General features: G+C 60.8%; 10 protein-coding genes. 3 read left to right on the top strand and 7 right to left on the bottom strand.

The annotated features are described in order from the left end of the window. Positions 1-11: 11 nt before the first annotated feature. Genes LOY67_RS13270 through LOY67_RS13280 form a run of 3 tightly spaced genes read right to left on the bottom strand, consistent with a single transcriptional unit; the run spans position 12 to position 4807 of the window. Positions 12-2423: an acyl-CoA reductase gene (locus tag LOY67_RS13270; protein WP_265067603.1), complete on the bottom strand. Its 2412-nt coding sequence runs from the start codon at positions 2421-2423 to the stop codon at positions 12-14. A 1-nt stretch (position 2424) separates the two neighbouring features. Then, positions 2425-3552 (bottom strand): acyl-protein synthase, encoded by a 1128-nt coding sequence (locus tag LOY67_RS13275; protein ID WP_265067604.1) that lies wholly within the window; start codon positions 3550-3552, stop codon positions 2425-2427. Positions 3553-3580: 28 nt separating this feature from the next. After that, a complete protein-coding gene (locus tag LOY67_RS13280; RefSeq protein ID WP_265067605.1) occupies positions 3581-4807 on the bottom strand; it encodes an MFS transporter in 1227 nt (408 codons plus the stop codon). Positions 4808-5356: 549 nt separating this feature from the next. Between LOY67_RS13280 and LOY67_RS13285 the strand changes: the two genes are divergently transcribed. Continuing rightward, a complete protein-coding gene (locus LOY67_RS13285; RefSeq protein WP_144921726.1) occupies positions 5357-5545 on the top strand; it encodes a hypothetical protein in 189 nt (62 codons plus the stop codon). Between the two features lie 3 nt (positions 5546-5548). Here LOY67_RS13285 and LOY67_RS13290 read toward each other — a convergent pair whose 3' ends face one another. Continuing rightward, positions 5549-5929 carry a fe2+ zn2+ uptake regulation protein gene (locus LOY67_RS13290; protein WP_413776190.1) on the bottom strand — a complete coding sequence of 127 codons (381 nt, stop codon included), beginning with the start codon at positions 5927-5929 and terminating at the stop codon, positions 5549-5551. A 118-nt stretch (positions 5930-6047) separates the two neighbouring features. Continuing rightward, complete coding sequence (locus tag LOY67_RS13295) at positions 6048-10853, bottom strand: M35 family metallopeptidase (protein WP_265067606.1); 4806 nt, start codon at positions 10851-10853, stop codon at positions 6048-6050. A gap of 245 nt (positions 10854-11098) precedes the next feature. Here LOY67_RS13295 and LOY67_RS13300 point away from each other — a divergent pair, with 245 nt between their 5' ends. Further along, positions 11099-12130 (top strand): Ldh family oxidoreductase, encoded by a 1032-nt coding sequence (locus LOY67_RS13300; RefSeq protein WP_265067607.1) that lies wholly within the window; start codon positions 11099-11101, stop codon positions 12128-12130. Between the two features lie 170 nt (positions 12131-12300). Here the strand turns inward: LOY67_RS13300 and LOY67_RS13305 are convergent, their stop codons facing one another. After that, positions 12301-12618, bottom strand: coding sequence for a DUF883 family protein (locus LOY67_RS13305; RefSeq protein ID WP_265067608.1), 318 nt, complete (start codon positions 12616-12618; stop codon positions 12301-12303). 161 nt (positions 12619-12779) lie between these two features. On the opposite strand from LOY67_RS13305, the gene LOY67_RS13310 reads away from it, so the two are divergent. Beyond that, a complete protein-coding gene (locus tag LOY67_RS13310; RefSeq protein ID WP_003181187.1) occupies positions 12780-13034 on the top strand; it encodes a hypothetical protein in 255 nt (84 codons plus the stop codon). Positions 13035-13037: 3 nt separating this feature from the next. Here LOY67_RS13310 and LOY67_RS13315 read toward each other — a convergent pair whose 3' ends face one another. Further along, on the bottom strand, positions 13038-13946 hold the full coding sequence (locus LOY67_RS13315; RefSeq protein WP_265067609.1) for a LysR family transcriptional regulator: 909 nt from the start codon (positions 13944-13946) through the stop codon (positions 13038-13040). Positions 13947-14022: the final 76 nt, after the last annotated feature.

Below are 14022 nucleotides of genomic sequence, written 5' to 3' on the forward strand. Positions count from 1 at the left end.
GCGAAGGGCGATCAGCCGGGTCTTCTGGAGTCAATCACCAGCGGGACTTTGCCGCTGTGTCTGTTATGTTCGAAGCGTTCGGCCGGGCAGTGCCGGACTTCCAGTACCAGCAGGGCGGCATCGACCGACGCGCACAGCGGTTTCAGGGCCAGGACCCTGCGCCGTACCGTTTCCGCGGCGCCGTCGGCGCGGATCAGCAAGCGCTCACAACCGCTGCTGTCGTGATCGAGGACAATTTGAATGGCGACCCGGGCCAGCTCGACAAGCTCCCGGGTATTGATGGACTCCGTGGCAACACGCAGCACGCGACCGTGACGCTGGCGCAGCTCGAACCTGGGTGACTCCAGGCCACAAGGACAGGGGCCTGGCAACCAGCGTCCGCAATCGCCGACGTCGTAGCGCTGGAGAGGATGCACCTGGCGCTGCCGGGTGGTGAACAGCAAGCGTCCGGTCTCCCCCGGGCTGATCGGAACATCCTGATCCAGGTCGATGATTTCCAGGTGCTGGATGTCGTCCATCAGATGGAACACGCCATCGTCGCTGGCGGCGCAGGCATGGCCGAGGGGGCCTGCGTCCACGCTGCCGTACAGGGCCGAGCGAATGCTGGTGACGCCGCAGTCCAGGAACAATTGCCGGCTGGCGTGTCCCAGGTGCTCGCCGCCCAACAGCACCTTGCGCACCCCGCCGTAGCCTTGAAGGGCTCGCTTCTGGCTCGAGAACAGACGTTGCAGGGTGCTCGGCATGCCGATCAACGTGTTGATGCCGTGGGCGACGATCATCTCGGCGACTTCGTCGAATGCCTGGTCCGTCGGTGCCCCCATGGGGTAGTGCACGACGCTCATCTGCTCGAGTATTTTCGAGAAGCTGAAAAAGCCGCCGTAGAGGTTGCCGCCGTAGAACAGGTTCATCACCCGGTCCCGCGCAGGGTCCAGGCCGGCCGCGCGCAGTCCGTCGGCGGCGGCACGCATGTGGCGATCGAAATCGCGATAGCTGTAGCACGACAGCACGGGTGCGCCGCTGCTACCGCCGGAACGGAAGAACAGCTGCGCCTGGGCGTCGATGGGCAGCGCCATGAAACCTGCCTTGTCCATGATCGGCGTCGAAGGGTCCATCGGTATCGGCGCTGGAGAAGCGTCCAGCGTGACACGATGGTTCGCGACGTGGGCTTCAAGGCCGACCGACACCCGGCGGCTCAAGCGTTGCAGCGCGTAGACGCCATCGTGGGGCTCGCCGTCATAACCCTGTTGAATCTCGCGGGTTGCCGAGAGACGGGATACGCCGGCGGCTATCAGGCGGCGTGTCAGCGTTGGCGCCTGCTCCGGTTCACAGATGAGTGCGCAGCTCTGCAACACGTTCCGCCAGGGCAGCAGGGTCTCGGTCATGGCCGCTTGGGGGACTGGCCGCAGCAGCAGGGTGCGGAACAGCGGCGACGGCGACAGCTCGCGATGATGTTCCCAGAGAATGCGCCAGCCATCACCGGCCCAGACTCGGCCTGCATGCTCCGCGAAGCTGTGGTCCAATCGGGCAAGCGCCGTTCGGGTGGTGACCTCGCAGGCTTCGGCCGTGGTCAGCGCCAGCGCCGGCCATTGTCCGGCCCGCCGTTCGAATGCGGCGGCCAGGGCGTCGCCCACTTGCTGCATCACGCCGGGCTCGTCAGTGTCTACCAGCAGCCATTGCGGGCTGGAGCAGGCTTGCTGGTCGAGGCGACAGATTTCATCCACCAGGCTGTCCAGTGCCTGGGGGGTGGCGGCGTGAGGCGTGGCATAGGCGAAGCTGACGCGATGCCCCCAGTCGATCCAGCGACACCCGCTGGGGATCTGCTCGCGAAGGGCCTTGAGCGCCGTCTCGCCGCCCCAGGCGCTGACCCCCTGTGCCAGGGCGAAAAGACGCCGGCTGTCGTGGTGGGGCACCGGCAATACCGCCAGGTAATCACAGAGCCGGCCACTGTCGTCGCACGCCAGGAAAGCCGCCAGCAGGCGCGCCGTCAGATCCCCATCCCGTGTGCTCGGGCGTATCCAGTTGATGTTGCCCGCCAGCAGGCTTTCCAGGGCCGCGCAGAACGCCAGCAGCGGCGCGTTGCCCGGCGTGACGTGCACCACCAGGCCCAAGGGCTGCCAGCTTTCAAAGGGGCCATCGCTGTAGTCGATGCGCCGCAGCGAGCGAGGGTCTGGTCCCAGTTCCCGTGCGAGTTTCACGCTCAGTTGCTCGCGCCCGCAGAACGCGATCAGCGCCTGGCGCTGGTCCTCGTCGAGGAACGAGTCCCGTCCCGCCGCGCGCAGTGTTTGAGCGAACGCCTCGGCGCAGTCGAGCACGTTGTCACTCGACGGGGACGCAGCCAGGAGGGCGGGCAGTTGCGCTTGCAGGCGTTCGAGGGCCTGGTCGAGTGTCAGGCTCCCCAGCAGTTGGCCGTTGATGAGGTACATATCAGTGCTCCTTGATCAGTTCAGCGGCCGCCATGGCGCAGCTTCGGCTGGCGCTGGTGCCGGCACGGCCATGCAGCTCGAACCACTGGGTGCTCGCACCGCATTCGCAGTCGGCGGGGTGCAGGGTCGCGAGATCGCTCATCACCACGGCATGGGCGGGGCTGGAGGAGATATAAGGCGAGACGAACGACAGCAATCCGGCCTCGCCGAACGGCTGCACATTGAAGTTCGAGGGGTGACGGATGAAGACTTTCGAATAGACCGGTACATGAAACCGATGACGGGCACATTCGATGTAGGGCACGGCGTGCTCGACAGCTCCATAGCCGTCGCGGCACCGATGGGCTTCGATGCCCAGTTGCCGGGTGATGCGCTCGTAGACCTGATGGCGAGGCATCTCCTGGGCGGCCTGTTTTTTCCAGCCGCCGCCAAGAAATACCAGGGACGCAGGCGCGAGTGTCAGGTCCGGGACGGCGGTCTCGCGCATGCGCTCGAGTACGTGCCAAAGCAGCGCCGGAAAGCCGAAAATCCTCACCGGCAGGCCTTGCTCGGCGAATGCCTGCAGGGCGCGGATGACACCGAAAACGTCGAACTCATGACCGCTGCCGGTGCGTCGCAAGGCATAGACAACGCTGTTGGCCGGGGCGAAGCGACACAGGAACTGATCGGTATAGGCCGTACCGAGGCGATTGTCCGGTTCGGGTTCATGGCTGAGCAACAGGTAGTTGCACGGCGAGTCCGGCGTGGACCAACCGTAGTGATCGAAGATACGCGCCACCATCCCCTGGGCCGCCGCCATGCTGCGTGCGTCATAGCGCATGCGACTTTTCTGGCCGCCGGTACCCGAAGAAGTCAGCTCCAGGGCTTCCTCGCCAGTAGGACTGACCAGCAAGCGCTGCTTGAAGTAGTTGGCGTAGATGGGCGGCAGGCGCGACCAGTCCGTCAGATGCTCCAGGTCCGCGGCGGCGAGCCCGTTGGCGTTGAGCCAGTCTTCGTAGCCGGGGGTGTGGTGGCTATGGAACAGGCTGATCTCGGCCATGGCTCGATCGAACAGCCCGCAGGGTACCGAATCGGGGCTATAGGGTTGCGGCAATGCGCACAGCGCATCGGCGTGTGGGAAATGAATCATCGGATAACTTTCCTCAGGGCGGCAACATTCAAACGTGAGCGACCGGTCGCGACATGAACAGGCGCAACGCCACAGGACAGCTGAGCCCGGCGATACCGGCCATCAGGGCGAAGGATTCCAGGCTGCTGCCGGCCCCCAGCAGCGCCAGCACCGAACCGGCACCGCTCATCACGGCGATGGAGATCATCCCGATCATGGCCGAGACCAATCCTTTACTGTCGTCGCTGGCAAACAGCGCCAGTCGATACAGCACCGCATTGCCCATGCCGAGGCCGAGGGCGTAGACCGAAAGGCCAATGACCAGCACCGGCAGGGAAAGGGGCAACTGGCTGGCAATGACCAATGCGACCAGGCCGGCGCACAAGGGCCAGACGCTGCAGCGGAGTACACCGCGCACGCCCACCCGTTCCACCAGGGCATTGAGCAGGAGATTGCCGAGGATCACGGCGGCGAACACCGGGATTTGCCACAGCCCATACACCATTGGAGAAAGGCCTTGTCCTTGAATCAGCAGCAGGGGCGACAGGCCGATCCAGGCGATCAGTGGCAGGCTCATCAGCCCCAGCGCAACGCTGGCCGTCATGAATCCGGTGTGGCTGAGCAATGCGCGATAGCGTTTGATCAGTGCGCGCAGTTCGAAAGGAACGGGGGACGGCTCCTGGCTGCCGGCAGGTGCCGGCCTCGGCTGGCGCGGCATGAACCCCCAGAGCGCCAGCCAGCTCACCGCCCCGAGGCCGGCCAGCAGCAGGAACAGCTCGCGCCAGGACAGCCATTGCAGCAGCAACCCACCCAGCAACGGCCCCAGCAACGGAGACAGAAGGGCCAGGTTGCCCAACAGCGCCATGATTTTTACGGCATCGGCCTCGTTGAACATGTCCTGTATGGCGGGGTAGCTGACCGCAATCACAAAGCCCAGGCCCATGCCCTGAACCAGGCGAAGGCCGTTGAACCCCTGCATGTGGCTGACCTGGGTGATCGCGGCACACGCCAGCACGAACCCGGCGCAACCTGTGAGCATGAACGGGCGACGTCCATGGCGATCCGACAACGGCCCGATCAACCACGGCAGCAGGACACCACCCAGCAGGTAGAGGTTGAACGCGTAGGGAATCTGATCCGCAGCGGCACCGAGTTCTTCGGTGACTGCGAGCATGGCGGGCATGATCAGGTCGCTGGCCATGTAAGTTAATAATTCGAAGAGCGCGATAGCCAGGCAAAAACCTGTCAATCGTTTAGGCGAGAAAGTTGTCAGCAAGTTTGCATTCCCAACGTTTATTTTTGAGTAAAGAGGTGAGCGCCTCTTATTCGAGAATACGTGGGGGGCGATAAAGCTTGAAAGAAGGGCGTTTCAGTCGCTAACGGGTAGAAATATGCCTCATGCTCGTAAGAAAAATGCCCGCAATCGCGGACATTTATTCCCGGTGAAAGTAAGTAATTTACAGATATATAAGTGGGAGAAGTCAGAGCATGGATTTGCTCACTACAGACGCTTCAACACCGCCATGAGGGAAAGTTCCTAGCGGTGCTGGTCGAAGCCAGGACCACCCCGATGCCCCGGTCCGTCTCCATGACTGTGGCCCGGTGGGAAAAAGAGACAGCCGCTCAGCGTCAGGATCGATAACAGCGGAAGCAGCAGTGACATGCGACGAAACATAAATAAAATCCTCATGATTGAACACCGTGGTTGCGCGACAGCGCTTCTTCGGCTGTACCATGGGACCCCGTTTGCTCCCTCTTGTCCCTGGAATCGGGTAGGCACCTGGCAAGCGAACGGATACAAAACGGATACATTCAGGAACCGGCAATGACTCATTCGCAACGTTTGAAATACTCGATTCTGATTGTCCTCGTTGTCCTGGCGATCATGCTGGGACTGTCGTGGATGCAGAACAAAGGCATGATCAGCGAGCAGCTGTTTCAGTACATCGCCATTGCCGTGGCGGTGATCGTGGTGGTGGTCAACGGTGTGATGCGGCGCAAGGTCAAGCCCTGAGCATCACTCCCTGGCCTGGAGCACGGCCATGGCCTGGTGGTGCAGGGTGTAGCTTTTGTCGGGATTGAGCGTCACCACGCCTTCGCTGCACAAGCGCTTCAAGACTTCGCGGACGCTGAGAAAGGACAATGGAATGTCCAGCCCCAGCAATTGACTGTGCACCCCCCGCACACCCAGGCAGCGGTTCTCCACGGTAGCCGTGAGCAATACGTCGATGACCTTGAGGCGAACCAGGCTGGTCCTGAGCCCGAAGCTATTGAGCAGGCGCCTGATGTGCTCGTTGTTGCCTCGCTCCGTCGCTTTGGCAACCACGTTATTGGTACTCGTCATCGAGACGCCGGTCGACCCCGGCTTATTCCCCATGGGCAGTTGCGCGTTTTGCATGCAAAAGGTCCTTACCAGCCTGAATCAGAAAAGGTCACGCGTGCTCCTTCAGGAGGAACGGCCAATCATGCGGGCCGTGATGTGAAAAATTCGCCGGAATGTCGTCAAACTCCTGTGGTCAGTCGAGCTGTCGCCCCAATTCACAAATGAGCAAGGTCAGGGAGTCGGCGTTTCGAAGGATGACGTCGATGCGCTTGTCCGCCGAGTTGATGTCCAGAAAAACATCACGGGCCTCGCTCATGGTCCTGGCGCCGGTCACTTTCAGGATCTCCTTGGCGGTAGCCTTGAACTCGGGGATAAGCTCCAGGCTCTTGAGCGTACCGGCTGCGGTATCCCATCCCATGAACAACTTTGAACGTGGCGTAGTCAGCGACAGCCCATTGAGTTGCTGTTCCTGCTGGTAGTCATATCGGAGCCGTCCGTAAGAAGTCGCTTGCGAAATCAGGTCGAGAAAGGGCAGTACTGCATCCAGGTAAACGATGTCATGCGTATCGAAAAGCTGGTGGGTAATTTCGTGAATGAGGGTCGCTCCCTGGGCATGGGCATCGACATTGAATGACTCGGGGACGATGGCCCTGTACGAGTCCAGGCCTATATCGAAGAAAAGCTGGGTGAGATAGATTTTTCCGGCCGCACTGGGTTCGAGCACAAAGGCCGTTGCCGTGTCGTCGGCGTTCTTGAGGTTGCCGATCACGATGCGTTTTGCGTTTTTTGATTCCCAGGACGGATCCGCCAATACCTGGCATATCGGCGCAATTGCAGTCCGTAGCTTTTCGATCAGACCGGCATCGACCTGGTTAACGCCAAAAAAGCTCTTCAGGAACGTATCCAGCCGAGAACCCGGCGGGACGTGTTGCCTGGCTTGGTCGAGATTATGAAGTGTGTTGAGAGAGTAATACCTGGCCGCCTCCAGCGCCTGCACGATTGCGTTGGCATGGTGAGGGTATTTCCTGCGGATTTCAGCCATGCCCTTGGCTTCGATGTTCAGTGTGTCGGCAGCCTTGTAGTCACTGTACGAGTTCGCAAGCGACGACATCACCTTGCCGTAACGAATGGTCTGTCGTTGTGGATCGATTGCCCAGTCCTGACTGCCGGGCGACCTTTTCAGTATCGGCCCTTCACCCTTTTCATGGACGACCCGCCAGACCTGGTTGGCTTTCGCCACCTGGAACACCTTGCCGGCAACGCAGGCATAGAGCTTGCCGGAGCCGATGGCCTTGTAGGTCCCGTCGATTAGGTTTTTCTGCAGATCGCTGAGGCTCACATCCGTGGCTTCGAAGGCTTGCAGGTTGGTACGCAGCGCAGCGGTAGTGGCGATATCCCTCCAATGGACCGGAGTCGCAGGGGCGTTTTGCGAGACGGGGCCGATGGGGTCGAGCAGCCCGAACGTATCCTCTCGATTCAGAAAACCCAGTGACACCATCTCGGCGGCACCGGCAATGAAATCATGCAGGCCTGCTTTCCAGTCATGTCGCTGCAACGCTTCGGAAGAAGACTTGAAGTCCTGGTAACTTTCCCACAGCGTTTCGAAAAAAGTCAGCTTGCCCTGCAGCTGTCTGCCTACGAACTTGGCACCGACGCTGAGCAGATGCCGAACGGTTTGCCAGTCGAACTGACGTTTCCTATCCGTTTGCGTGGTCAGCAGGTCCGATAACAGCCGGATATTGTCATCGAACAACGCATCGAGGATGTTCGTTTGGATCGGATTCGAGGCCAGGGTGATTTCCGATAGCTGCCCGACCGTGGAGATGAACAGGTTCCTGAAAGCGCTTTGCTGGTTGGCGGGCAATCGGCTGATCAACAGGTCTTGCAGCGGCCCTGGCTTGTTGAACGCGCTCATGACACTCGCTTCGTCCTCGAACTCGGTAAAGCTCGGACCGGCATGGTAAGGGGAATAGAGGACGTGGGGCGCCTTCGTCTCGGTGCTCGAGCCGATCAGGTAAAGCCCCAGAGCCTTGATTGCCGCAGCGCCGTCGGTTTTGATCAACTCCAACGGCCGAATCAACGCGCTGGCGCCTTTCACCGCCTGGCGAGCGATGGCGTCCGGCATGTCCAGCACCTGGCGAACCAAGTCAAAGGCTGAAGGGGAGAGGTACTGTTGCAGGCACCGTGCATGAGCGTATTGCAACAGTTGCCAGGGTAATTGCTGGCGGAAGCGCTGTTTTCTCTGCTGAACGTCCTGCGTCGTGCCGGACAGCTTGTCCAGTACATGTTGTTTGTACGAGGTGGCGATATCCAATGACAGCAACAACTGTTTGACCGCCGCCTCGTTCAAACTGTCAGGCAGCTTCTGCCTGGAAGTCGAGGAAACCTTGAATCCGGTTTTTTGAGTGACCTCGATATGATTCAGGGCGAACTCGTTCAGCGAGCTGGGAGGCCCCGCCAGTGCGAGGTTCGGTGTGATGTGAATGGTGGCCGGGTCAAGGTCCTTTTCGGTGAAACGAGCGTCCAGCAATGCTTTCAGTTTGTTACGCGTAAAGGCCTGCAAGAGCTCGATACCGTCCAGGTAGTCCTTGCCATCGACCACGCTGCTTCTGTATTGCTCAAGCAGATCAATGTGCAGGCGCTGGTCTTCAAGGGAGGCCATGCCGAGCCAGGCGGGCAGCTTCTGTCGCCACCAGTCCGCCTGGGCGATTTGTGTCGCGCGTGCCAGATTGGTGGGGGCGCCCCGGCTCAGTAGCGCTTCAAGGCTTTTGATCAGTGCGGGTCCGGTCAGTTGCCAGTCCCGGGTTTTCAAGGTGTTCAGATAGCCGTGTTCGAGCTCGAACAACCTGAGGAACGAATTCATCCGATCCAGCAACACGTTGTCTTCGATCAACTCAAATGCCTCGAGCTGATAGCACCCGTGGGGCTTGCGTTGACGAGCGGGCAGGTTCGCGAGCAGACCAAAGCGCTTCCGAGAGTCGAGCAGGTTTCGGTTCAACTGTTTCGTCGCGACGTCGACGGAGGGGAAAACCTGCAGGCCGTAGGTTGGTGTCCAGAGGATGCCCAGGCCTGAATAGGGCGTATCCAGCCCTCCGCGCTCGGTCAGGAAAAAACAGTTGGCGAGGGGGAGGGAGGCTGTGTTGCCCTCATTGGTGTATGCAAGCCTCAGCGAATAGGCGTCGGGCCGAAAGCCTTTGAGCCCTATGCGCTGCCGGCGATTCGGATAGTCGGAGTCGTAGGCAAACACGCTGTTGATGAGATGCTCTGCGGCCGGTGGCAGTGTCCCGTCGAGTTTCCTGAGCTCGGCCTCGGCACGTATTCCGAGGGAAAACACGTTGGTGAGTTCGGGCAGCAATCTTCTCAACTGACTGTGCAGTGAGATTTCATTGGAGAGCGGCAGTTGGGCGAACAGCGTGGTGAAAGCCTCTTCGACGGTGGTGTAACTTTTGATCTTTCTCTTCAGTTGATCGGCCATGAAGTTGGACGGCCGCGAGTCTCCGTAGAAGGCCGGCAGGGTGCCCCAGTGCCCATCGGTTCCATGTTCCAGCAGGTTCTTGTTGATCAAGGAGCGAATATCCAGTGCCTTGTCGACCAGGGCCTGGAGGTTCACGGTGCCCTGGCGGGACATCTCCAGTGCGTAGTGAAGGTTGTTGATCTGTTTGCCGATGATTGCATCCGCCAGGGATTCGAACACCGGCGACGTCACTGACCGTCCTGATATTTGTGGCTCGTCAAGGCGCAGGAAGCGGTTGCGCTCTTCCAGGCTCAGCAGACTGTAGAGTTCCTCCTTGCGCGCAATGCTGGTCGGCGTGGCGAGCAGCATGTCCTTGAATCCGAGGTAGTTGTCCACTGTCTGCAAGCCATGACTGGGCCTGTAGAGGTAATGCCCTTTGCCGCTGATCATCAACGAGCCGGCGAGCTCCACATAGAGCGGCTCGTATTCCCATAGACGAATCGTTTCGATGAACAGGGGCGTCTCGTCCTGGCGGGATGACCCGAACAAGCGGAGCAGCTCCTGGCTTTGCGCGTCGGTCAGTTGCCTTTGTTCCCGCTGGCTCAGGATGGTTGCGCGCAGGGCATCGCTGAGGACCTGCGAAAGCAGCTTGCGACGTGAGGTATGGAAAGGCCCGGTGGCGTCCCAATAGGCGTTGATGCACTCGGTGAGCCTGGGTATCAGGTTTCCAGCGGTGACCCGCAGCAGGCTTTCCCATTGCTGCGAATTATGAGGTGATGCCGTGATTCCCGGGTGGATGAAATCGATATCGTGTCGGGCTGGCCGGCCCTGATGGTGGAAGTACACCAGGACCGCTTCGGACAGTGACAGGTTGTTGGTCACTTTGCCCATGGTCGGATCACCCAGCGCTGCATCGACAGAAATGGTTACGCGGGCCTGTTGATGGTCAAGGTTCGCCAGTACCTCATTCAATGCCTGGCCAAGCATCGAGGTCAGCGAGGGCAGTTTGATCAGCTCGTTTACCATGGTCAGCGCATTGAGGCTTTGAGCGTGCTCGATGGATTCGACCTGGGTCTTGAAAACATCTCCATCTATTGTCCGTCGGGACTGCCTGATAACGGGGCTGGCGTTCAGTTCGGCGCGCTGGGCAATGGACAGGAGCTGGAACAGATCGTCACGCTCGGCAGGGGCCGCAAGCATTTGCTCAATCTTTGTCTGGAGCGCCTGGGGGCTGTCGAATTTCCGGATTCCACCCAGCGGTGTGTAGAGGAATGCAGGCTTGGGAGGGGATGTGCCGGCGTCTGGCAAGGTCGTCAAGGTAAAGCAGCCGGCCAGCGGAATCGGAGCCTGGCCCTCGGCCTGGAGCAGAATGACCTCGGCAGACATCGATGGCGTTTGCGCGGCACGCAGGGCGTGGCTGGGCAGGGCTGCGTGGTGCAGCCAGTCGAGGTCGGTTTGCGTCAGGCCATGGGGAGCGGTCAATTCGTCCAGGCGGGTGGCGCCGAGGACGTCGGGAAATAGCAGTGGCGTGGTTTCACTGGTCATCGTTGCTTCTCGATCAAGGCGCCATGGGCAGCCCATACATGGATGAAGCGACCAGCCTAGAGAACGGTGACGGCGCGCAGGTGGTACATAGTTACCGCACGAAAGGCTTCAGATCTGTCAGGCTGTGGGGAGCGCGTGCCGCGCCTGCGGTGAAAAGATTGACAGCGTGCGCTTGAAGCGGTGTTTAATCCGGGTTTGTCCCTCCCTCACTGTGGCTACCTCCAACAATCATTCTGGAGCTTCAGATGTCCGCGCTATCCGATCATGCCGGTTCCGGCCCCCTGTCCCTTGACGCCCTGGTGGGCCTGCTGGAGAAGATTTTCCTGCGGCACGGCACCTCGGCTGACGTCGCCCGCACCCTGGCTGAAAACTGCGCCCGCGCCGAGCGCGACGGTGCCCATAGCCATGGGGTGTTTCGCATGCCCGGCTATGTCTCGACGCTGAACAGCGGTTGGGTCAACGGTCAGGCAGTGCCGGTGGTTGAAGACGTCGCATCGGGCTTCGTCCGGGTGGACGCTGGAAACGGTTTCGCCCAGCCGGCCCTGGCCGCCGCACGTCCGTTATTGGTGGAGAAGGCCCGCAGCGCCGGTATCGCAGTGTTGGCGATCCGCAATTCCCATCACTTTGCCGCCCTCTGGCCGGATGTCGAGCCGTTTGCCTACGAAGGGTTGGTGGCGTTGAGCGTGGTCAACAGCATGACCTGCGTGGTGCCCCATGGCGCGGAACGTCCGTTGTTCGGCACCAATCCCATTGCCTTCGCCGCGCCGCGGGCCGGTGGCGAGCCGATTGTCTTTGACCTGGCCACCAGCGCCATCGCCCATGGCGACGTGCAGATTGCCGCGCGCAAGGGCGAGTTGTTACCGCCAGGCATGGGAGTGGACAGCCTCGGCCAGCCAACCTGCGACCCGAAGGCGATTCTCGACGGCGGCGCATTGCTGCCGTTTGGCGGGCACAAGGGATCGGCGTTGTCGATGATGGTCGAGCTGCTGGCGGCGGCCCTCACCGGCGGCAATTTCTCGTTCGAGTTCGATTGGAACAATCATCCGGGTGCGAAGACGCCGTGGACCGGGCAGTTGTTGATCGTGATCGACCCGAGCAAGGCCGCCGGGCAGGACTTTGCCGAGCGCAGCCAGGAACTGGTCAGGCAGATGCAGGGCGTGGGATTGCGGCGGCTGCCAGGGGATCGCCGGCATCGGGAGCGCAGTCATTCCGATCAGCATGGGATTGTGCTGGATGAGCAGACACTGCAACAGCTGCGGGCGTTGGCAGGATTGTAGGAGCTGTGTAGGAGCTGTGTAGGAGCTGTCGAGTGCAACGAGGCTGCGATCTTTTGATCTTGCTTGCACTGTCGACTCAATCGCCTGGGACAAGATCGCAGCCTCGTTGCACTCGACAGCTCCTACACAGGGTGGCGATCAGGGACGGTGCAACGTTTTACAGTCTGTGTTTAACGCCGTCCGAGCAACAAGCCCACCACCAGCCCGAAACCGGCGGAAATCGCCACGGTTTGCCATGGATGACCGCCGATGTAGACCTCCGTGGCATCGACCATGGGCCGGGTGCGTTCCCGGGCGCTGGCGACCGAGTCCAGGGCCTGCTGCAGTTTCTGAGAGATCTGTCCCCGCAGGTTCTCGGCGTCTTCGCCGACCAGCGAGTCGCTGCTTTTGAGCAGCTTCTCCGACTCTTCGATCAAGGCCTTCAGTTCACTGAACACCTGATCCTTGATTTGCTCTCCGTTCGCTTGCGCGCTGGGTCTACGAGCCATCGGGTTACTCCTTGATTGATGATTGCCGTGAACAATGGAGTGCTGCGCTTTTGCAAAAGTTGCAGGGTCTGGCGATGTCAGCACGGTCCAGCCTAAATGATGGTTAAGACGTTTCCTCGCAAGGTGTAAGATGTCGCCTATTTGCGCAACAGGTAATTTCCATGAGTTTCAATCTGGCTGACAAGCCGCTGGCCGAGCGTGCCGCGCTGGAAGACGAAAAATCCCGACTGTTCGAGCTGTGGCAGAACAACCTGGGCAAGGCCAAGGGCGACGCCGCGCGGTTGTTCGGCGAACGCTCCAAGCGCAAAGGCAAATGGGCCGAGTGGGTACGCGCCGAACTGGACGGCATGTCGCCCCCCGAATACGCCAACATGGTGCGCAGTGAGGTCAATCGCCTGATGGCCGCCAATAAATAAACCTTACGCAAAGGTCGTGACGATGGCCTCGCGCACCTTGGCCACTGCCGGATCCATCTGGGTGTGGGTTCGCCACCCCAGTTCGATGGGATAACGTGGCAAGGCGAGGGGGCAGGGCAAAAACGCCAGGCCGCCGAGTGCCGCAATGGCCCGTGCGGCGTGCCCCGGAATGGTCGCCACGGCCCGGCTGCCCTTGAGCAGAAACGGCAACGCCGCAAAATGGGTGGTCGAGGCACACACCTTCCGGCTCAGGCCGAGCCCGGCCAGTCCTTCGTCGGTGATGCCGATGAAACCACCCGATGACACCAGCAGATGTTCGCGGGCCACGAAGGCCTCCAGGCTGAGGGTCTGCTGGTGCTCTTGCAGGCTGGCCGGGTCGACCAGGCAGGCATAGTCGCCTTCACCCAGTACCTGGCGGCTGAGCAATCGTTCGGTGAAACCACCCGCCGTGATCGCCAGGTCGAAATTGCGCTCCATCAGGTTGCGACCGACGATCTGGCTGTGGGTCTGGCGAAAAATCAAGCGCAACCCCGGCGCCCGTTGCGCCACTTCCTCGATCAGGCGCCGCCCGTAGGCCACCTCGAAGTCGTCGGACAGACCGACGATGACCGAGCGGCCTTCGTAATGACGGGTATCGGGGTCGATCATCGCCAGGCTTTGCCGGCATTTGTCCAGGGCTTCGCTGATCACCGGTTTCAGTTGATTGGCCCGCAACGTCGGCGCCAGGCCGCGACCGGTGCGCACGAACAATTGATCGTCATACACGTTTCGCAGCCTGCGCAGGGCGGCACTGATGGCCGACTGGGTCACGCCCAGGCGCAGCGCGGCCCGGCTGGCGCTGGATTCGTCGTGCAGGGCTTCGAAGGTCTTGAGCAGGTTGAGATCGAGGTTCTCGATATTCATCAGGTTCATATCGTTTAGCAATGTAGAGGGCTTTATTCATGATCGGTCGACGCCTGAGAATCAGCAACACCTGATGACCAAGGAG

The organism is Pseudomonas sp. B21-056 (genome assembly GCF_026016325.1).
In the GTDB taxonomy this organism is placed as follows: domain Bacteria; phylum Pseudomonadota; class Gammaproteobacteria; order Pseudomonadales; family Pseudomonadaceae; genus Aquipseudomonas.

Excerpts from the sequence above, each read along its gene's own strand:
- LOY67_RS13310 (WP_003181187.1), top strand. The coding sequence starts at position 12,780 with ATGAGTTTCAATCTGGCTGACAAGCCGCTGGCCGAGCGTGCCGCGCTG.
- LOY67_RS13275 (WP_265067604.1), bottom strand. The coding sequence starts at position 3,552 with ATGATTCATTTCCCACACGCCGATGCGCTGTGCGCATTGCCGCAACCC.
- LOY67_RS13290 (WP_413776190.1), bottom strand. The coding sequence starts at position 5,929 with ATGCAAAACGCGCAACTGCCCATGGGGAATAAGCCGGGGTCGACCGGC.
- LOY67_RS13285 (WP_144921726.1), top strand. The coding sequence starts at position 5,357 with ATGACTCATTCGCAACGTTTGAAATACTCGATTCTGATTGTCCTCGTT.
- LOY67_RS13315 (WP_265067609.1), bottom strand. The coding sequence starts at position 13,946 with ATGAACCTGATGAATATCGAGAACCTCGATCTCAACCTGCTCAAGACC.
- LOY67_RS13295 (WP_265067606.1), bottom strand. The coding sequence starts at position 10,853 with ATGACCAGTGAAACCACGCCACTGCTATTTCCCGACGTCCTCGGCGCC.
- LOY67_RS13300 (WP_265067607.1), top strand. The coding sequence starts at position 11,099 with ATGTCCGCGCTATCCGATCATGCCGGTTCCGGCCCCCTGTCCCTTGAC.
- LOY67_RS13305 (WP_265067608.1), bottom strand. The coding sequence starts at position 12,618 with ATGGCTCGTAGACCCAGCGCGCAAGCGAACGGAGAGCAAATCAAGGAT.
- LOY67_RS13270 (WP_265067603.1), bottom strand. The coding sequence starts at position 2,423 with ATGTACCTCATCAACGGCCAACTGCTGGGGAGCCTGACACTCGACCAG.